The 17,777-nt window shown below is 68.2% G+C and carries 16 protein-coding genes; 12 read left to right on the forward strand and 4 right to left on the reverse strand.

Annotated features, from left to right (window positions below):
* The first annotated feature begins 43 nt into the window (after positions 1-43).
* Positions 44-1,045, forward strand: coding sequence for a DNA topoisomerase IB (locus VQ065_RS16915; protein WP_003089242.1), 1,002 nt, complete (start codon positions 44-46; stop codon positions 1,043-1,045).
* Here VQ065_RS16915 and VQ065_RS16920 read toward each other — a convergent pair whose 3' ends face one another.
* Both VQ065_RS16920 and VQ065_RS16925 read right to left on the reverse strand, forming a co-directional pair.
* Positions 1,046-1,339, reverse strand: a complete 294-nt coding sequence (locus VQ065_RS16920) for a hypothetical protein (protein ID WP_003089244.1) — start codon at positions 1,337-1,339, stop codon at positions 1,046-1,048.
* Between the two features lie 71 nt (positions 1,340-1,410).
* Positions 1,411-1,872 carry an Lrp/AsnC family transcriptional regulator gene (locus VQ065_RS16925; RefSeq protein WP_003089245.1) on the reverse strand — a complete coding sequence of 154 codons (462 nt, stop codon included), beginning with the start codon at positions 1,870-1,872 and terminating at the stop codon, positions 1,411-1,413.
* Between the two features lie 309 nt (positions 1,873-2,181).
* On the opposite strand from VQ065_RS16925, the gene VQ065_RS16930 reads away from it, so the two are divergent.
* The 4 genes from VQ065_RS16930 to lpdA are packed head-to-tail and all read left to right on the forward strand — an operon-like array spanning position 2,182 to position 7,148.
* Positions 2,182-3,414, forward strand: coding sequence for a 3-methyl-2-oxobutanoate dehydrogenase (2-methylpropanoyl-transferring) subunit alpha (locus VQ065_RS16930; protein ID WP_003089247.1), 1,233 nt, complete (start codon positions 2,182-2,184; stop codon positions 3,412-3,414).
* Entirely contained in the window at positions 3,411-4,463 is a 1,053-nt protein-coding gene (locus tag VQ065_RS16935; RefSeq protein WP_003089248.1) for an alpha-ketoacid dehydrogenase subunit beta, read from the forward strand. Before VQ065_RS16930 ends, VQ065_RS16935 begins: the two co-directional genes overlap by 4 nt.
* Positions 4,464-5,750 carry a dihydrolipoamide acetyltransferase family protein gene (locus VQ065_RS16940; RefSeq protein WP_014603816.1) on the forward strand — a complete coding sequence of 429 codons (1,287 nt, stop codon included), beginning with the start codon at positions 4,464-4,466 and terminating at the stop codon, positions 5,748-5,750.
* A 3-nt stretch (positions 5,751-5,753) separates the two neighbouring features.
* Positions 5,754-7,148, forward strand: coding sequence for a dihydrolipoyl dehydrogenase (gene lpdA, locus VQ065_RS16945; RefSeq protein ID WP_003089252.1), 1,395 nt, complete (start codon positions 5,754-5,756; stop codon positions 7,146-7,148).
* Between the two features lie 132 nt (positions 7,149-7,280).
* On the opposite strand, the gene VQ065_RS16950 is transcribed toward lpdA, so the two are convergent.
* A complete protein-coding gene (locus tag VQ065_RS16950) occupies positions 7,281-8,099 on the reverse strand; it encodes a transcriptional regulator (RefSeq protein WP_003089253.1) in 819 nt (272 codons plus the stop codon).
* A 168-nt stretch (positions 8,100-8,267) separates the two neighbouring features.
* Between VQ065_RS16950 and VQ065_RS16955 the strand changes: the two genes are divergently transcribed.
* The 6 genes from VQ065_RS16955 to pvcD all read left to right on the forward strand — a co-directional run bounded on the left by VQ065_RS16955 (position 8,268) and on the right by pvcD (position 15,087).
* Complete coding sequence (locus tag VQ065_RS16955) at positions 8,268-9,713, forward strand: alanine/glycine:cation symporter family protein (protein ID WP_003089254.1); 1,446 nt, start codon at positions 8,268-8,270, stop codon at positions 9,711-9,713.
* 99 nt (positions 9,714-9,812) lie between these two features.
* The gene (locus VQ065_RS16960) at positions 9,813-10,799 is read left to right on the forward strand and encodes an asparaginase (protein WP_003131823.1); all 987 of its coding nucleotides are present in this window, start codon (positions 9,813-9,815) and stop codon (positions 10,797-10,799) included.
* A 214-nt stretch (positions 10,800-11,013) separates the two neighbouring features.
* Positions 11,014-12,000 carry a paerucumarin biosynthesis protein PvcA gene (gene pvcA / locus VQ065_RS16965; RefSeq protein WP_003089256.1) on the forward strand — a complete coding sequence of 329 codons (987 nt, stop codon included), beginning with the start codon at positions 11,014-11,016 and terminating at the stop codon, positions 11,998-12,000.
* Positions 12,001-12,017: 17 nt separating this feature from the next.
* On the forward strand, positions 12,018-12,893 hold the full coding sequence (gene pvcB / locus VQ065_RS16970; RefSeq protein WP_003089257.1) for a paerucumarin biosynthesis oxygenase PvcB: 876 nt from the start codon (positions 12,018-12,020) through the stop codon (positions 12,891-12,893).
* 51 nt (positions 12,894-12,944) lie between these two features.
* Positions 12,945-14,447: a paerucumarin biosynthesis protein PvcC gene (gene pvcC / locus VQ065_RS16975; RefSeq protein ID WP_003089259.1), complete on the forward strand. Its 1,503-nt coding sequence runs from the start codon at positions 12,945-12,947 to the stop codon at positions 14,445-14,447.
* A complete protein-coding gene (gene pvcD / locus VQ065_RS16980; RefSeq protein ID WP_003089261.1) occupies positions 14,440-15,087 on the forward strand; it encodes a paerucumarin biosynthesis heme-binding protein PvcD in 648 nt (215 codons plus the stop codon). Before pvcC ends, pvcD begins: the two co-directional genes overlap by 8 nt.
* A gap of 103 nt (positions 15,088-15,190) precedes the next feature.
* Here pvcD and ptxR read toward each other — a convergent pair whose 3' ends face one another.
* Positions 15,191-16,129 carry an HTH-type transcriptional regulator PtxR gene (ptxR, locus tag VQ065_RS16985; protein ID WP_003089264.1) on the reverse strand — a complete coding sequence of 313 codons (939 nt, stop codon included), beginning with the start codon at positions 16,127-16,129 and terminating at the stop codon, positions 15,191-15,193.
* Positions 16,130-16,691: 562 nt separating this feature from the next.
* On the opposite strand from ptxR, the gene ptxS reads away from it, so the two are divergent.
* Complete coding sequence (ptxS, locus tag VQ065_RS16990) at positions 16,692-17,714, forward strand: transcriptional regulator PtxS (RefSeq protein ID WP_003089268.1); 1,023 nt, start codon at positions 16,692-16,694, stop codon at positions 17,712-17,714.
* Positions 17,715-17,777: the final 63 nt, after the last annotated feature.

The following is a 17,777-nucleotide window of genomic DNA, read 5'->3' on the forward strand; positions in this document are numbered from 1 at the left end:
GCGCAGCGGCCTAAACAGGCAAGCTTTCCTTCGGAACCCAAGCATGAGCGCAGCGCCACCGGAGATCCCCGCCCTGCCCGCCGGCCTCTGCTACGTCGACGACCGCCAGCCGGGCATCCGTCGACGCCGGCAGGGCAAGCGCTTCGTCTATTTCGACGCCAACGGCCAGCGCATCGGCGACGCCGAGGAAATCCGCCGGCTGGACAAGCTGGCCATTCCGCCGGCCTATCGCGAGGTCTGGATCTGTCCCGACCCCAACGGCCATCTCCAGGCCACCGGCCGCGACGCCCGTGGGCGCAAGCAGTACCGCTACCACCCGCGCTGGCGCGAGGTACGCGATGCCGACAAGTACGAGCGCCTGCTGCGCTTCGGCCAGGCGCTGCCGCGGCTGCGCCGGCACATCGACGCCCAGTTGCGCCTGCCCGGCCTCGGTCGCGACAAGGTGGTGGCCCTGGCGGTTGCGCTGCTCGACGCCACCCTGATCCGCGTCGGCAACCACCGCTACGCCCGCGACAACCGCTCCTACGGCCTGACCACCCTGCGTACCCGGCACGTCGACGTGAACGGCAGTCGCATCCGGTTCCGCTTCAAGGGCAAGAGCGGCATCGAGCACGACGTCAGCCTGGAGCATCCGCGCCTGGCGCGGGTGCTGCGGCGCTGCCTGGAATTGCCCGGCCAGGACCTGTTGCAGTACCTGGACGAGGACGGCCAGCCGCACCGCATCGGCTCCCACGACATCAACGAGTACCTGCGCCGGCATACCGGCGAGGATTTCAGCGCCAAGGACTACCGTACCTGGGCCGGCAGCGCGCTGGCGCTGGAGCGCCTGCGGCGTGCCGAAGCCGACGGGCTTGGCGCGGTGGTGGCGGAGGTCGCCGCCGAATTGGGCAACAGCGTGGCGATCTGCCGGCAATGCTACATCCACCCGGCGATCATCGAGGCCTACCAGGCCGGGCAACTGGGCCAGCTCAGGCGCGCCCGCAAGCGCCGCTGGCTGAGCGCCGAGGAAGCGACCCTGCTGGCCTTCCTCGACACGCCCGGCTGATCAGTTGCCCGGGTGCGGATCGATGCCGTGCCGGCGCAGCAGGCCGAGCAGGCGGCCAATCTCGGTCTGGCAGGCTTCCAGTTCCTTGCGCAGGGTGTGTTCGCGGCGCTGCTGCTCCAGCTTCATGCGTTCGAGTTCGGCGCGCGCCTCGCGGCGGATCTGCCGCTCGCGCTCCTTGTCGGAATGCTCGGCGCCGAGGGCCTCCTCGGCCTTGCGCGCGCGGTACTCACGCATCCGCTGGGCGGCCGACTTGGCCTTGCCGCTCGGCTTGGGGCCGGGTTTGCTGGCTTTCATGAACGCCTCCATCTGCGTAACGTTACGCAATCAGAATAGCGTAACGTTACGCAGATAAACAGGGTCTATGCTTAGAGCGGCGGGGCCGAGCGCAGCATCACCGACTTCAGCGCGAAGGCCGACTTGATGCCAGCCACGCCGGGAATGCAGGTCAGGGTATTGGTGAGGAACGCCTGGTAGGCGGCGAGATCCTTGACCACAACCCGCAGCATGTAGTCCGCATCGCCGGTCATCTGGAAACAGCTCATGACCTGCGGCGCATCGACGATGCGTTCCTCGAAGCGAGCGAGGTAGTCGCCGGTCTGCTTTTCCAGGGACACCGAGACGAACACGCTCATCGCCCCGGACAGGCGCTCCTCGTCGAGCCGGGCGAAGTAGCCCTGGATGTAGTGTTCCTCTTCCAGGCGGCGTACCCGGCGCAGCGTCGGCGTCAGCGACAGGCCGACCTTCTGGGCGAGATCGCGCCAGCTCAGGCGGCCGTCGTCGGCCAGGGCGCGGAGGATTTTCAGGTCGATGCGGTCGAGTTCAGCCATGGTGCGTTGTTTCTCTTGTCAGCGATTCTTGTAGTTCAAACAACCCAATACTGTCGGAATACCTTAGTCAATTTGGAGCAAAAAACTAGCACCCGAAGCCTATACTGAAATTACAAAAACAAAACCCGAGGGCCTCACCATGAGTGACGTCACCCAGTACGACCGCGCCTGCCGTACCCCGGCATGCCTGCAACCCGCCCCCACCCACAGGACGGGAACCCGCCATCCGCCCAGTCCGCCGCTTCGAGCGCCGTTCGCCCGTTTCTAATCTCTCCAACCGTTTGGCCCGGACCGGGCCGGAGGCCTGTCATGAGTGATTACGAGCCGTTGCGTCTGCATGTCCCGGAGCCCACCGGGCGTCCTGGCTGCAAGACCGACTTTTCCTATCTGCACCTGTCCCCCGCCGGCGAGGCACGCAAGCCGCCGGTGGATGTCGAGCCCGCCGCGACCAGCGACCTGGCCTACAGCCTGGTACGCGTGCTCGACGACGACGGCCACGCCGTCGGTCCCTGGAACCCGCAGCTCAGCAACGAACAACTGCTGCGCGGCATGCGGGCGATGCTCAAGACCCGCCTGTTCGACGCGCGCATGCTCACCGCGCAACGGCAGAAAAAGCTTTCCTTCTATATGCAATGCCTCGGCGAGGAAGCCATCGCCACCGCCCACACCCTGGCCCTGCGCGACGGCGACATGTGCTTTCCGACCTATCGCCAGCAAGGCATCCTGATCACCCGCGAATACCCGCTGGTGGACATGATCTGCCAGCTTCTCTCCAACGAGGCCGACCCGCTCAAGGGCCGCCAGCTGCCGATCATGTACTCGAGCAAGGAGGCCGGTTTCTTCTCCATCTCCGGCAACCTCGCCACCCAGTTCATCCAGGCGGTCGGCTGGGGCATGGCCTCGGCGATCAAGGGCGACACGCGCATCGCCTCGGCCTGGATCGGCGACGGCGCCACCGCCGAGTCGGACTTCCACACCGCCCTCACCTTCGCCCATGTCTACCGCGCGCCGGTAATCCTCAACGTGGTCAACAACCAGTGGGCGATCTCCACCTTCCAGGCCATCGCCGGCGGCGAAGGCACCACCTTCGCCAACCGTGGCGTGGGCTGCGGGATCGCCTCGCTGCGGGTCGACGGCAATGACTTCCTGGCGGTCTACGCCGCCTCCGAGTGGGCCGCCGAGCGCGCCCGGCGCAACCTCGGGCCGAGCCTGATCGAATGGGTCACCTACCGCGCCGGCCCGCACTCGACTTCGGACGACCCGTCCAAGTACCGCCCCGCCGACGACTGGACCAACTTCCCGCTGGGCGACCCGATCGCCCGCCTGAAGCGGCACATGATCGGACTCGGCATCTGGTCGGAGGAACAGCACGAAGCCACCCACAAGGCCCTCGAAGCCGAAGTGCTGGCCGCGCAGAAACAGGCGGAGAGCCACGGCACCCTGATCGACGGCCGGGTGCCGAGCGCCGCCAGCATGTTCGAGGACGTCTATGCAGAACTGCCGGAGCACCTGCGCCGGCAACGCCAGGAGCTCGGGGTATGAATGCCATGAACCCGCAACACGAGAACGCCCAGACGGTCACCAGCATGACCATGATCCAGGCGCTGCGCTCGGCGATGGACATCATGCTCGAGCGCGACGACGACGTGGTGGTATTCGGCCAGGACGTCGGCTACTTCGGCGGCGTGTTCCGCTGCACCGAAGGCCTGCAGAAGAAATACGGCACCTCGCGGGTGTTCGATGCGCCGATCTCCGAGAGCGGCATCATCGGCGCCGCGGTCGGCATGGGCGCCTACGGCCTGCGCCCGGTGGTGGAGATCCAGTTCGCCGACTACGTCTACCCGGCCTCCGACCAGTTGATCTCCGAGGCGGCGCGCCTGCGCTATCGCTCGGCCGGCGACTTCATCGTGCCGATGACCGTACGCATGCCCTGTGGCGGCGGCATCTACGGCGGGCAAACGCACAGCCAGAGCCCGGAGGCGATGTTCACCCAGGTCTGCGGCCTGCGCACGGTGATGCCGTCCAACCCCTACGACGCCAAGGGCCTGCTGATCGCCTGCATCGAGAACGACGACCCGGTGATCTTCCTCGAGCCCAAGCGCCTCTACAACGGCCCGTTCGATGGCCACCACGACCGCCCGGTGACGCCCTGGTCCAAGCATCCGGCCAGCCAGGTGCCGGACGGCTACTACAAGGTGCCGCTGGACAAGGCGGCGATCGTCCGCCCCGGCGCAGCGCTGACCGTGCTGACCTACGGCACCATGGTCTACGTGGCCCAGGCCGCGGCCGACGAGACCGGCCTGGACGCCGAGATCATCGACCTGCGCAGCCTCTGGCCGCTGGACCTGGAAACCATCGTCGCCTCGGTGAAGAAGACCGGCCGCTGCGTCATCGCCCACGAGGCGACCCGCACCTGCGGGTTCGGCGCCGAGCTGATGTCGCTGGTGCAGGAGCACTGCTTCCACCACCTGGAGGCGCCGATCGAGCGCGTCACCGGTTGGGACACCCCCTACCCGCATGCCCAGGAGTGGGCGTATTTCCCCGGCCCCGCGCGCGTCGGCGCGGCATTCAAGCGTGTGATGGAGGTCTGAATGGGTACCCATGTGATCAAGATGCCGGACATCGGGGAAGGCATCGCCGAGGTCGAACTGGTGGAGTGGCATGTCCAGGTCGGCGATTCGGTCAATGAAGACCAGGTTCTCGCCGAGGTGATGACCGACAAGGCCACGGTGGAGATTCCCTCGCCGGTGGCCGGACGCATCCTCGCCCTCGGCGGCCAGCCGGGCCAGGTGATGGCGGTGGGCGGCGAACTGATCCGCCTGGAGGTGGAAGGCGCCGGCAACCTCGCCGAGAGTCCGGCCGCGGCGACGCCGGCCGCGCCCGTCGCAGCCGCCCCGGAGAAACCCAAGGAGACCCCGGTCGCGCCGCCGAAAGCCGCCGCCGAAGCGCCGCGCGCCTTGCGCGACAGCGAGGCGCCACGGCAGCGGCGCCAGCCCGGCGAACGCCCGCTGGCCTCCCCCGCGGTGCGCCAGCGCGCCCGCGACCTGGGCATCGAGTTGCAGTTCGTGCAAGGCAGCGGTCCCGCCGGACGCGTCCTCCACGAGGACCTCGATGCCTACCTGACCCAGGATGGCAGCGTCACGCGCAGCGGCGGCGCCGCGCAAGGGTATGCCGAGCGACACGACGAGCAGGCGGTGCCGGTGATCGGCCTGCGTCGCAAGATCGCCCAGAAGATGCAGGACGCCAAGCGACGCATCCCGCATTTCAGCTATGTCGAGGAAATCGACGTCACCGACCTGGAAGCCCTGCGCGCCCATCTCAACCAGAAATGGGGCGGCCAGCGCGGCAAGCTGACCCTGCTGCCGTTCCTGGTCCGCGCCATGGTCGTGGCGCTGCGCGACTTCCCGCAATTGAACGCGCGCTACGACGACGAGGCCGAGGTAGTCACCCGCTACGGCGCGGTGCACGTCGGCATCGCCACCCAGAGCGACAACGGCCTGATGGTGCCGGTGCTGCGCCACGCCGAATCGCGCGACCTCTGGGGCAACGCCAGCGAAGTGGCGCGCCTGGCCGAAGCCGCGCGCAGCGGCAAGGCGCAACGCCAGGAGCTGTCCGGCTCGACCATCACCCTGAGCAGCCTCGGCGCGCTCGGCGGGATCGTCAGCACACCGGTGATCAACCATCCGGAGGTGGCCATCGTCGGCGTCAACCGCATCGTCGAGCGACCGATGGTGGTCGGCGGCAACATCGTCGTGCGCAAGATGATGAACCTCTCCTCCTCCTTCGACCACCGGGTGGTCGACGGGATGGACGCGGCGGCCTTCATCCAGGCCGTGCGCGGCCTGCTCGAACATCCCGCCACCCTGTTCCTGGAGTAAGCGATGAGCCAGATCCTGAAGACTTCCCTGCTGATCGTCGGCGGCGGTCCCGGCGGCTACGTCGCGGCGATCCGTGCCGGGCAACTGGGCATTCCCACCGTACTGGTGGAGGGCGCCGCCCTCGGCGGCACCTGCCTGAACGTCGGCTGCATCCCGTCGAAGGCGCTGATCCACGCCGCAGAGGAATACCTCAAGGCCCGCCACTATGCCGGCCGGTCGGCGCTGGGCATCCAGGTACAGGCGCCGAGCATCGACATCGCCCGCACCGTGGAATGGAAGGACGCCATCGTCGACCGCCTCACCAGCGGCGTCGCCGCGCTGCTGAAGAAACACGGGGTCGATGTCGTCCAGGGCTGGGCGAGGATCCTCGACGGCAAAAGCGTGGCGGTCGAACTCGCCGGCGGCGGCAGCCAGCGCATCGAGTGCGAGCACCTGCTGCTGGCCGCCGGCTCGCAGAGCGTCGAGCTACCGATCCTGCCGCTGGGCGGCAAGGTGATCTCCTCCACCGAGGCGCTGGCGCCCGGCAGCCTGCCCAAGCGCCTGGTGGTGGTCGGCGGCGGCTACATCGGCCTGGAGCTGGGCACCGCCTACCGCAAGCTCGGCGTCGAGGTGGGGGTGGTGGAAGCACAACCGCGCATCCTGCCGGGCTACGACGAAGAACTGACCAAGCCGGTGGCCCAGGCCTTGCGCAAGCTGGGCGTCGAGCTGTACCTCGGGCACAGCCTGCTGGGCCCGAGCGAGAACGGCGTGCGGGTCCGCGACGGCGCCGGCGAGGAGCGCGAGATCGTCGCCGACCAGGTACTGGTGGCGGTCGGCCGCAAGCCGCGCAGCGAAGGCTGGAACCTGGAAAGCCTGGGCCTGGACATGAACGGCCGGGCGGTGAAGGTCGACGACCAGTGCCGCACCTCGATGCGCAATGTCTGGGCCATCGGCGATCTCGCCGGCGAGCCGATGCTCGCGCACCGGGCCATGGCCCAGGGCGAGATGGTCGCCGAGCTGATCGCCGGCAAGCGTCGCCAGTTCGCCCCGGTGGCGATCCCCGCGGTGTGCTTCACCGATCCGGAAGTGGTGGTCGCCGGGTTGTCCCCGGAGCAGGCGAAGGATGCCGGCCTGGACTGCCTGGTGGCGAGCTTCCCGTTCGCCGCCAACGGCCGCGCCATGACCCTGGAGGCCAACGAAGGCTTCGTCCGCGTGGTGGCGCGTCGCGACAACCACCTGGTCGTCGGCTGGCAGGCGGTGGGCAAGGCGGTCTCGGAACTGTCCACGGCCTTCGCCCAGTCGCTGGAGATGGGCGCCCGCCTGGAAGACATCGCCGGCACCATCCACGCCCATCCGACCCTCGGCGAAGCGGTCCAGGAAGCCGCCCTGCGCGCGCTGGGACACGCCCTGCACATCTGACTCCCACGAACCTCGGTAGCCGGCCAACCACCGGCGCACATTACCCCCTTGCCCGTCGGGCAAGGGGGCTTTTTTCGTGGCCGCGAACCGGGTCGTCAGCAGGTCTCACCGCCCTGCGCGATCCCCCGCCCCTCACTCCGTCTCCAGCAACCCATGCCGCAAGCTCCCCGCCGCCAGGCGCTGGCGAATATCCTCGTCGATCCGCGGATCGTCCGGGCGGTACAGGCGCACCTGGCGGTAGGCGTTGATCCGGTTGATTTCCGCACCGAGGTACTCCCAGACCACCCGGCTGCATGCCGGGGTCCGCCGGTCACCGCTGGAAACGCCCATCTTCAGGCCGTTCAGGCGGGTGATACGGCTCTTGAAACTGGGAATGAGGATGGTCTGGCTCATCTCGTTGAGGGTCAGCGACTCGTAGTCGATCAGGAACACCCGGTCCTGCAACTGGAAGGCCGCGCCGAGATAACGGCAACGCGCCCACTCCTCTGCCTGCACGTCGGTACTGCTGGTGCGCTCCTGGCGTTCCTGGCGCTCGAAGAGGAACACGCCGTCCTCCTCGTAGAGATGCACCAGGGAGAGCAGGATGCTGCCTGGCACCGACATGCAGTTGGCATATTCGAAGTAGTAGCCGCAGTAGCGGCCCAGGTCGCCGGCCTCGGCGCGCAGCGGTTGCAGCAGCCGCAACAGCGGGTCGTTGCTGGACTGGCGCGGCTGGGCGCTGGCACGGGCGCCGATCAGGCGGGCGAACTGTTCGGGCGGCAAGCCCAGCTCGTAGTCCTCGACGCCGAAGAAGTCGCCGATCCGCTTGCGGTTGTAGGGCGTCGGCTGGCTCTGGCCGCTGAGGTACTTGTTGAACTGCGCGCGATTGATCGCCAATTGCCGGCAAACCTCGGAAATCGAGCGGTAATGGCTGCAAAGCAGCTTGAGATTGGCGCCCAGGTGCTCGGACATCGGCGGCTCCGAAAGTGATGCTATGGACGCGATTCTAGCATCAGGTCGCATCAAGCAGGAGCAACCCGCGAAATTGTAACCGGGTGCGTCATGGCCAACCATGCGCCGCGCACCAAGGCGCTGCCGCAGCGCACGCCGACACCAGAATAAGAACCGAGGTAGACCTCCATGCTTGAAATGCTCAACGATTTCCTTTCCGGAAAAGTCCTCATCGTCCTGATCGTCGGCCTGGGCGCCTACTTCACGATCCGTTCGCGCTTCGTCCAGTTCCGCCACTTCGGCCACATGTTCGGCGTGTTCAGGGAATCACTGCGCGGCCAGGCCGGCCAGCTCAGTTCCTTCCAGGCCCTGATGCTGAGCCTCGCCGGCCGGGTCGGCGCCGGCAACATCGCCGGGGTCGGCATCGCCGTGACCCTCGGCGGTCCGGGGGCGGTGTTCTGGATGTGGGTCACCGCGCTGGTCGGCATGTCCAGCAGCTTCTTCGAATGCACCCTGGCCCAGGTCTACAAGCGCAGCGACGGCGACGGCCTGTATCGCGGCGGCCCGTCCTACTACATCCAGCACGGCCTGAAGCTGCGCTCGATGGCGGTGGTCTTCGCGGTACTCCTGCTGGTGACCTACGGCTTCGCCTTCAACGGCCTGCAGTCCTACACCGTCACCCATTCGCTGCAGAACGCCTTCGGCTTCGCCCCGCAGCACACCGGGATCGCCCTGGCGGTGCTGCTCGGCGTGGTCTTCATCGGCGGCATCAAGCGCATCGCCGCGGTCTCCGACCTGCTGGTGCCGATCAAGACCCTGGCCTACATCGGTGTCACCCTGTACGTCATCGCCAGCCAGATCGAGCACGTCCCGGCAATGCTGGAAACCATCGTCAAGAGCGCCTTCGGCCTCGACCCGGCGTTCGGCGGCCTACTCGGCAGCGCCATCGTGATGGGCGTCAAGCGCGGCGTCTTCGCCAACGAGGCCGGCCTGGGCAGCGCGCCGAACGTCGCCGCGGTCGCCGCCGTGCGCCATCCGGCGGCGCAGGGCGTGGTCCAGGCCTTCAGCGTGTTCCTCGACACCTTCGTGATCTGCACCTGCACCGCCCTGCTGATCCTGCTCTCGGGCTTCTACACCCCGGGCTTCGAAGGCGACGGCATCGTCCTCACCCAGAACTCCCTGGCCGCGGTGGTCGGCGACTGGGGCCGGGTGTTCGTCAGCGTGGCCCTGTCGCTGTTCGTCTTCACCTGCATCCTCTACAACTTCTACCTGGGCGAGAACAGCCTGCAGTTCCTCAGCCGCAACCGCCTGGTGCTGATCGGCTACCGCGCGCTGGTGCTGGCCCTGGTGGTCTGGGGCTCGGTGCAGGACCTGTCCACCGTGTTCGCCTTCGCCGACATCACCATGACCTGCCTGGCCTTCGTCAACCTGATGGCCCTGGCTCTGCTGTTCAAGGTCGGCCTGCGGGTGATGCGCGACTACGACGTGCAGCGCCGCGCCGGGATCAAGCAGCCGGTGTTCGACTCGGCGCAGTTCGCCGACCTCGACCTGGACCGCGAAGCCTGGCCCGCCGGCCAGCACGCCGAGCCCCCGGCGCAGGCGGACGCCGAGCCGCTGCCGAGCGGCACTCGCTGAGTTTCGCGCAGGCGCCCTCCCCCTGGAGCGGCGCCTGCGCCACAATGGCGTCCCCTCTTCGCACGTCCGTCGCGAAAAGGCCCGACACAAGGATTACGGATGCTCCCAGTCAAGAACCTCTTCGTGCTCTACACCGGCGGCACCATCGGCATGTTGCAGACCCCGCAGGGCCTGGCCCCGGCCGGCGGCTTCGAAGCGCGCATGCGCGACCACCTGCAAAGCCTCGGCGACGCCCCGGACCTGCGCTGGCGCTTCGCCGAACTGCAACCGCCGCTGGACAGCGCCAACATGACCCAGGGCAACTGGCTGGCGATGCGCGACGCCATCGTCGCCGCGCTCGACGCCGGCCACGACGGCGTGCTGCTCCTGCACGGCACCGACACCCTGGCCTACAGCGCCGCGGCGCTGTCCTTCCTGCTCCTCGACCTGCCGATCCCGGTGCTGCTGACCGGCTCCATGCTGCCGGCCGGCGCGCCGGGCAGCGATGCTTGGGACAACCTGGTCGGCGCCCTGCGCGTCCTCCAGGAGGGCCACGCGCGCGGCGTACAGGTCTATTTCAACGATGCCCTGCTGCACGGCGCGCGAGTCAGCAAGCTGCGCAGCGACGCGTTCGACGCCTTCGCCGAACTGCCGCGACCGCGCCACGCCGAGCCTGCGCCGGTGCCTGCGGCGCTCGGCTACCGCCAGCCGCGCCGGGAAGTGAACCTCGCCGTGCTGCCGCTCTATCCAGGGCTGCGCGCCGCGCACCTGCGCGGGCTGCTCGACAGCGGCGTGGAAGCGCTGCTGCTGGAATGCTATGGCAGCGGCACCGGCCCGTCCGACGACGAGGAGCTGCTGGCGACCCTGCGCGAAGCCCACGCCCGCGGCGTGCTGCTCGCCGCGGTCAGCCAGTGCGCCTACGGCCAGGTCGAGTTCGGCGTCTACGCCGCCGGCAGCCGCCTGCGCGACGCCGGCCTGCTCTCGGCTGGCGGAATGACCCGCGAGGCGGCCCTGGGCAAGCTCTTCGGCCTGCTCGGCGCCGGCCTCGGACGCGACGAAGCGCAACGCTGGTTCGCCCTCGACCTGTGCGGCGAGAACGCCGACTGACCGCCCTGCGGCCGCCCGCCGGCGGCCGCTTCCTTCCGCCCTCCCCGCGATACGCGACAACGCCGGCGGCCCGCCCGTGCCCGGCGCCCATCGTCAAGCTTCAGCGAACAGTGTTTCCGGCCTTCCCCGGTTTATCCCCCGGCGGCGAGTCCACAGGATGTCGCCTTCCGCTGCCGGCCCCGCCGGCATCCGCCCACAAGGAGGAAACACCTGCATGTACGCCATCGCCGAAGACACCCTTCCCGCACGCGTATTGAAAGAACTGTTGCTCTATCGCCGCCGTTACCCCGAGCATCGCCAGAGCGCCAGCGAAGCGGACGAGATCCGCCGCATCGAACAGGTCCAGTTGCCGCGCATCGCCGCCTTCATCGAAGCCGGCGAGCCCATCGAATTCGTCCTGCCGGCGTTTCCGGCCAAGTCGCCGAACCCCGGCAAGGTCCTCGACAGCCGTCCGGACATGGCCGAGCGCCTGTCGCTGTCGTTCCTCAACCACCTGTGCCAGCGCATCCAGCTGTTCTATGCACCGGGCGCGAAGATCACCGTCTGCTCCGACGGCCGGGTGTTCGGCGACCTGGTGAGGATCGGCGATGCGCACATCAGCGCCTACCAGGATGCCTTGCGCCTGATGATCGAGGAGATCGGCGCCACCCATATCGGCGTGTTCAACCTGGAGGACGTACGCGCCTTCGAGGCCCAGCGCGACAACCACGAGCAGCTCCGCCAGTTGCTGATCGACGGCTACGCCGAGCCGCTGGAAAGCATCCGCGAGACCCTGCTGGCCAGCGAAGAAGGCCTGCTGCTGTACCGCGCCATCACCCGCTTCCTCTACGAGGACGGCCTGACCCCCGACTACCAGGGCTCGAAGACCGCCCTGCAACGCGACGCCAAGGAGCGCGCCTACGGGGTGATCCAGCGCAGCTGGGCCTGGGGCGCGCTGCTGGCCGACCAGTTCCCCCGCGCGATCCGCCTGTCCATCCATCCGCAGCCGGCGGACAGTCTGAAGTTCGGCATCCACATGATGCCGACCCGCGACGACTGGCTGACGCCCTGGCACGGCGTGGCGGTGAACACCGAGGACCGCTTCGTGCTGATGAAGCGCAGCGAGGTGCTGGAACTCGGCGGCGAACTGGTGCAGATCAACGGCCAGCCCAGTCACTACCGCCTGCCGGCCAGGGCCGCCCGGCGCGCCGCCGTGGCCTGAGCCCGAGGAGCCAGACGATGAACGCCTATCTCAGCGATCAACCGGTACGTCTCTCGCCGCTGCGCGACGAACAGGGCAACCAGCCGCGCTTCGGCCTGCTGCTGGAGCCCGGCCGCCCCGGCATGCACGTCGGCGAGCTGCCGGCGCAGTGGCTCAAGGGCCTGGCGCGCAGCCACCACCTGCTGCTCCTGCGCGGCTTCGCCGCCTTCGCCGATGCCGAGAGCCTGACCCGCTACTGCCACGACTTCGGCGAAGTGATGCTGTGGCCGTTCGGCGCGGTGCTCGAGCTGGTGGAACAGGAGGGCGCCGAGGACCACATCTTCGCCAACAACTACGTGCCGCTGCACTGGGACGGCATGTACCTGGAGACGGTGCCGGAATTCCAGCTGTTCCACTGTGTCGACGCGCCCGGCGACAGCGACGGCGGCCGCACCACCTTCAGCTCGACCCCGGCGGCGCTGCAACTGGCCGACAGTAGCGAGCTGGAACTCTGGCGCCGCGCCAGCGGCCGGTACCAGCGCAGCGCGGCGCACTACAGCAGCCGCTCGGCGGCGCCGATAGTCGAGCGCCACCCGCGCCGCGAATTCCCTATCCTGCGTTTCTGCGAACCGCCGGTCGAGGGCGACGCCAGCTTCATCAACCCCTCCGAGTTCCACTACGACGGCATCGCCCCGGAACAGCGCGGCGAACTGCTCGCCAGCCTGCGCCGCTGCCTGTACCACCCACAGGCGCACTACGCCCACCGCTGGCGCAGCGACGACCTGGTGATCGCCGACAACCTGACCCTGCTGCACGGTCGCGAGGCCTTCGTCCACCGCGCGCCGCGCCACCTGCGGCGGGTGCATATCCACGCCGAGCCGGCGCTGCGCAACCCGCACCTGCAGCGCGACTGACCGCCCCGCCGGCCGTGCGCGCCACGGCCGGCGTCCCGACAAGGAACCAGCATGAGCCATTCCGTCCCCAACGCGCTGATGACCGGCGCCGACTATCTCGACAGCCTGCGCGACGGTCGCCAGGTCTACCTCAACGGCGAACGGGTCGCCGACGTCACCCGGCACAGGGCGTTCCGCAACGCCTGCCGCAGCATCGCCGGGCTCTACGACGGCCTCCACGGCGAGCAGCGCGACGTCCTCACCCGGGTCGATGCCCAAGGCCGCCGCAGCCACCGCTTCTTCACCCCCGCGCAGAACGCCGAGGACCTGCTCGGCGCGCGCGAGGCGATCGGCTGCTGGTCGCGCATGACCTACGGCTTCATGGGGCGTACCCCGGACTACAAGGCGGCGTTCATGTCCGGGCTGGAGGCCGGCGCCGGCTTCTACGGCGACTACCGGCAGAACGCCTGCGCCTGGCACCGCGCCTTCGCCGACCGCGGGCTGTTCCTCAACCACGCGATCATCAATCCGCCGCTGGACCGCAGCAAGGCGATCCACGAGATGCGCGACGTGTTCGTCCATGTCGAACGCGAGACCGACCAGGGCATCGTCGTCAGCGGGGCGAAGATGCTCGCCACCGGCAGCGCCATCACCAACGCCACCTTCGTCGCCCCGGTCGCCTCGGCGCAGATGGAGGCCGGCAAGGCCGAGGACTTCGCCGTTGTGTTCTTCGCCCGCATGGACAACCCCGGCCTGCGCCTGATGTGCCGGCCATCCTACGAGGAGCGCGCGAGCAGTCCCTTCGACTACCCGCTGTCCAGTCGTTTCGACGAGAACGACAGCGTGCTGCTGTTCGACAAGGCGCTGATTCCCTGGGAGGACGTCCTGGTCTACCGCGACCTGCGCCGCGCCACCGGCTTCTATGCCGAGTCGGGCTTCGCCAACCTGTACAACTTCCAGTCCGGCATCCGCCTCGGGGTGAAGCTGGAACTGATGATCGGCCTGCTTTCCCTCGGCGTGCGCGCCAATGGCACCCAGGGCTTCCGCGGGATACAGGCGGCCCTCGGCGAGCTGATCGCCCTGCAGCACCTGCTGCAGGCGCTGACCACCGCCATGGCCCGCGACCCGGAGCGCAACGCCGCCGGTTCGGCGGTGCCGCGCCTGGAGTACGCCAATGCCCTGCGCATCCAGGTGCCGCAGATCTGGAAGCGTGTCCGCGAGTTGCTGGAAAGCGCCCTCGGCGGCGCCCCGCTGGTCACCGTCTCGGGCGCCGCCGACCTGCGCGACGGCGAGGCGCGGCGGCTGGTGGACAGCTACTACCGCGGTGCCGAGCTGGAGCCGGAGCAGCGCCTGAAGCTGTTCAAGCTGATCTGGGACGCCACCGGCAGCGAGTTCGGCGCACGCCACGCGGTCTATGAGAGCCATTATTCCGGCAATGCCGAGCAGATCCGCCTCGACTCGCTGGCCTGGGCCAGCCGTCGCGGGCACCTGGCCTACTGCGAGGCGATGGTCCAGCGCTGCATGGCCGACTACGACATCCACGGCTGGCTACGGGGGCCCTGGCAGCATGACTGAGCGTAAACGCTGGCTGGCCGGCTGCCTCTCGGCCCTGCTTTCCCTGCCGCTGGCCGCCGCCGTGCCGGGCCCGGACGCGCCGGCCGACCTGGCGCGCGGCAAGGCGATGGCACAGAAGATGTGCTCGCGCTGCCACGACGACGACGGCAACGGCGGGCCACGACCGAACCGCAGCTACCCGAAGCTCGCCGGGCTCGACCGGGAATACCTGTACAAGCAGATCTACGACCTCAAGACCCAGCGCCGGCGCAACCCGGCCACCAACGGTCGCGGCGAGGAGCTGAGCGCGGCGGACGTGGTCAACGTCTCCGCCTGGTTCGCCGCCCAGCGCATGAGTGCCGGCGAGCAGACCCTGGCCGACCCGGCGCAACGCGAACGCGGTCGCCAGCTCTTCGAGAACGGCCTGGCGCAGCGCGGCGTCCCCCCCTGCGTCACCTGCCACGGGCCCGCCGCCCAGGGCCTGGCGGCGCTGAAGGCGCCGCGCCTTGCCGGGCAATGGGCGGAATACCTGGCAACCCAGTTGCACGGCTTCCGCGACGGCAAGCGCGGCAACAGCGCGACCATGCGCGCGGTCGCCGGCGGCCTGGAGGATAGCGACATCCAGGCGCTCGCCGGCTACCTGGGCAGCCTGGGGCCGTAAGGCGAATAACCGCTCGCGGTTATCCGCCGCCTATCCATGACGTCGGTGGCGGATAACGCCGGTGGCGTTATTCGCCCTCCCGCCCAGGCACGGATGCCCGGCCTCATTCGCTCTGCGCCAGGCGGAACGGCTCGCGACCGAGATGCTCGCGCAGCGACTCGATGAACGCCCTGACCCGCACCGGCATGTAGCGCGCCGAGGGGTACAGGGCATAGATGCCGCCCTGCGGCAGGCGCCAACCGGGCAGCAGTCGGACCAGCCGTCCGCGGGCGATCTCGCGGGCCACCAGGAAGCTCGGCAGCACGCTGACGCCGGCACCGTCGAGCACCAGGCGGTACACCGCCAGGGTGTTGTTCGCCAGCAGGCGCCCTCGGGTCTGCACCGTGGCGCGCTCGCGCTGGCGTTCGAAGGTCCAGGTCCAGGGCGTGCTCAGGCGGGTATGGCCGATCCATTCGCAACGCGCCAGGTCGTGGGGCTGGAGCACCGGCGGCAGGCCGGCGAGGTATCCCGGCGTCGCCACGGCAACCTGCTGGAAGTCGCACAGTTTGCTGGCATGCAGGCCGGAATCGCGCGGCCAGCCGATACGTACCGCGAGGTCGATGCGCTGGCCGACCAGATCGCTGAACTGGTCATCGGCCAGCATTTCCACCTGGACCTTGGGAAACTGCCGGATGAACGCCGCGGAAACGCTGCTGATGTGCCATTTGACGAAATCCTGCGGCGCGGTGATGCGCAACCGGCCACTGGGCTCGCCCTGCAAGTCGCGCACATCGGAGAGCGCGCCGTCCAGCTCGCCGAGCATGCGCTGGGCCACGCCGAACAGCAGTTCGCCGCGATCGGTAAGGGTCATGCGACGGGTGGTACGGGTCAGCAACTGGATCCCGAGGTCGGCCTCCAGGCGTCGCAACTGCTCGCTGAGTAGCGATTTCGACAAGCCCAGGGCCTCCGCCGCGGCGGTGAAGCTGTTGTGTTCGGCGACGGCGACGAAGGCATACAAGTGATTCAGGTTCAGATGATTCAATCGCTCCAGGGCGGCGCTCATCCTGTCATTCCTTAGCCGGGAAGTGGGTCCGGACGGGTCTTGTCGAAAAAATCCTGCTGCGACGGAACGGCGGCATTCGACAGGACCCGCAACGATCGGTGAGCGTGATGACGCGACCGGGCGGTCAGGTCGTCGTTAAAGACCGCCAGGCGCGCATAAGTTTCAGCGCGCCACCTTCGTTTTCCGATAAGTGAGAACTGCTTCAGACGGTCGGCCGGGTGCTTTCATGTCAGCGAGCCCCGCCTGATTGATCGCTTTCTACCGACAAACCACTCTTAAAGTAGTTTCTCAAGTATTGGACAAATTTCCTTTTTATTTATGGAGATATGGCACATTAATTCCATTCGACATTAATAATCGAAAGCCATCATGCGAAACGATTATTCGTTTTTCATGAACAGCCTCCTGGCTGTCATGCCTGACCGCCCCTCGGTAGGCGTTTTTTTCCGTTGACGGGCATCGGCCTTCTGGTATTTTCTGAAACCGGTTTCAGATCCTGGCATCCGCTGGCGAAGACCAGCCGGACACACCAATAAGAACAGCACCAAGAGGTACCAGGTCCGTGAATGGTTCAGTACTGCCCAGCCGTGGCCGCGTCACCATCAACCAGGTGGCCGAGGCCGCCGGCGTCTCCAAGGCCAGCGTGTCGCGCTATATCGGCGGCGACCGCCAGTTGCTCGCCGATGCCACCGCCCGGCGCATCGAGCGCGCCATCGACCAGCTCGACTACCGCCCCAACCAGATGGCCCGAGGCCTCAAGCGCGGGCGCACACGGCTGATCGGAATGCTGGTGGCGGACATCCTCAACCCCTACTCCGTGGCCGTCATGCATGGCGTGGAAACCGCCTGCCGCGAACACGGCTACAGCCTGGTGGTGTGCAATACCGACCGCGACGACGAGCAGGAACGTCATCACCTGGCCGCCCTGCAGTCCTACAACGTCGAAGGACTGATCGTGAACACCCTCGGCCACCATCCCGGCGAACTGCGCGCCCTGCACCGCGAACTGCCGATGGTGCTGGTGGACCGCCAGTTGGCCGAGCTGGATACCGACCTGGTCGGCCTGGACAACGCCGACGCCGTCGAACAGGCCCTCGACCACCTTCAACAACGCGGCTTCCGCGACATCCTGCTGGTCACCGAACCGCTCGACGGCACCAGCTCGCGGATCGAGCGGGTCCAGGCCTTCAATGCCTCCATCGGCCGGCGACCGGCGCTCAAGGGCCAGGTCCTGCAGACCGACGACTTCTTCCGCGACGGCCTGCGCGCCTTCCTTTCGGCCAGCGGCCCCGGGCCGAAGGCGCTGTTCACCTGCAACGGCGTCGCCACCCTCTGCGCCACCCGCCAACTGCGCGACCTCGGCTGCCGGCTGTTCGATGAGGTCGGCCTGCTGGCCTTGGACGAACTCGACTGGTACCCACTGGTGGGCAGCGGCATCACCGCCCTCGCCCAACCCACCGACGAAATCGGCCGCACCGCCTTCGAGCGCCTTCTGGCGCGACTCGAAGGCGACCGCGAGCCGGCGCGCCGGGTGACCTTCCCGGCGCAACTGATCGTTCGCGGCTCGACCCATCCACGCGGCTAGCGGCCTGCCGCCGGCGCGTTGCCGGCGGCTTTCGCACGGCCTGAAATGAAACCGGTTTCAGAG

It is taken from the genome of Pseudomonas sp. KBN10P06128 (genome assembly GCF_037574945.1).
Taxonomy (GTDB): domain Bacteria; phylum Pseudomonadota; class Gammaproteobacteria; order Pseudomonadales; family Pseudomonadaceae; genus Pseudomonas; species Pseudomonas aeruginosa.

Bases quoted from the DNA above. Each gene is read 5' to 3' on its own strand.
- VQ065_RS16915 (WP_003089242.1), top strand. From the start codon at position 44: ATGAGCGCAGCGCCACCGGAGATCCCCGCCCTGCCCGCCGGCCTCTGC.
- VQ065_RS16920 (WP_003089244.1), bottom strand. From the start codon at position 1,339: ATGAAAGCCAGCAAACCCGGCCCCAAGCCGAGCGGCAAGGCCAAGTCG.
- VQ065_RS16925 (WP_003089245.1), bottom strand. From the start codon at position 1,872: ATGGCTGAACTCGACCGCATCGACCTGAAAATCCTCCGCGCCCTGGCC.
- VQ065_RS16930 (WP_003089247.1), top strand. From the start codon at position 2,182: ATGAGTGATTACGAGCCGTTGCGTCTGCATGTCCCGGAGCCCACCGGG.
- VQ065_RS16935 (WP_003089248.1), top strand. From the start codon at position 3,411: ATGAATGCCATGAACCCGCAACACGAGAACGCCCAGACGGTCACCAGC.
- VQ065_RS16940 (WP_014603816.1), top strand. From the start codon at position 4,464: ATGGGTACCCATGTGATCAAGATGCCGGACATCGGGGAAGGCATCGCC.
- lpdA (WP_003089252.1), top strand. From the start codon at position 5,754: ATGAGCCAGATCCTGAAGACTTCCCTGCTGATCGTCGGCGGCGGTCCC.
- VQ065_RS16950 (WP_003089253.1), bottom strand. From the start codon at position 8,099: ATGTCCGAGCACCTGGGCGCCAATCTCAAGCTGCTTTGCAGCCATTAC.
- VQ065_RS16955 (WP_003089254.1), top strand. From the start codon at position 8,268: ATGCTTGAAATGCTCAACGATTTCCTTTCCGGAAAAGTCCTCATCGTC.
- VQ065_RS16960 (WP_003131823.1), top strand. From the start codon at position 9,813: ATGCTCCCAGTCAAGAACCTCTTCGTGCTCTACACCGGCGGCACCATC.
- pvcA (WP_003089256.1), top strand. From the start codon at position 11,014: ATGTACGCCATCGCCGAAGACACCCTTCCCGCACGCGTATTGAAAGAA.
- pvcB (WP_003089257.1), top strand. From the start codon at position 12,018: ATGAACGCCTATCTCAGCGATCAACCGGTACGTCTCTCGCCGCTGCGC.
- pvcC (WP_003089259.1), top strand. From the start codon at position 12,945: ATGAGCCATTCCGTCCCCAACGCGCTGATGACCGGCGCCGACTATCTC.
- pvcD (WP_003089261.1), top strand. From the start codon at position 14,440: ATGACTGAGCGTAAACGCTGGCTGGCCGGCTGCCTCTCGGCCCTGCTT.
- ptxR (WP_003089264.1), bottom strand. From the start codon at position 16,129: ATGAGCGCCGCCCTGGAGCGATTGAATCATCTGAACCTGAATCACTTG.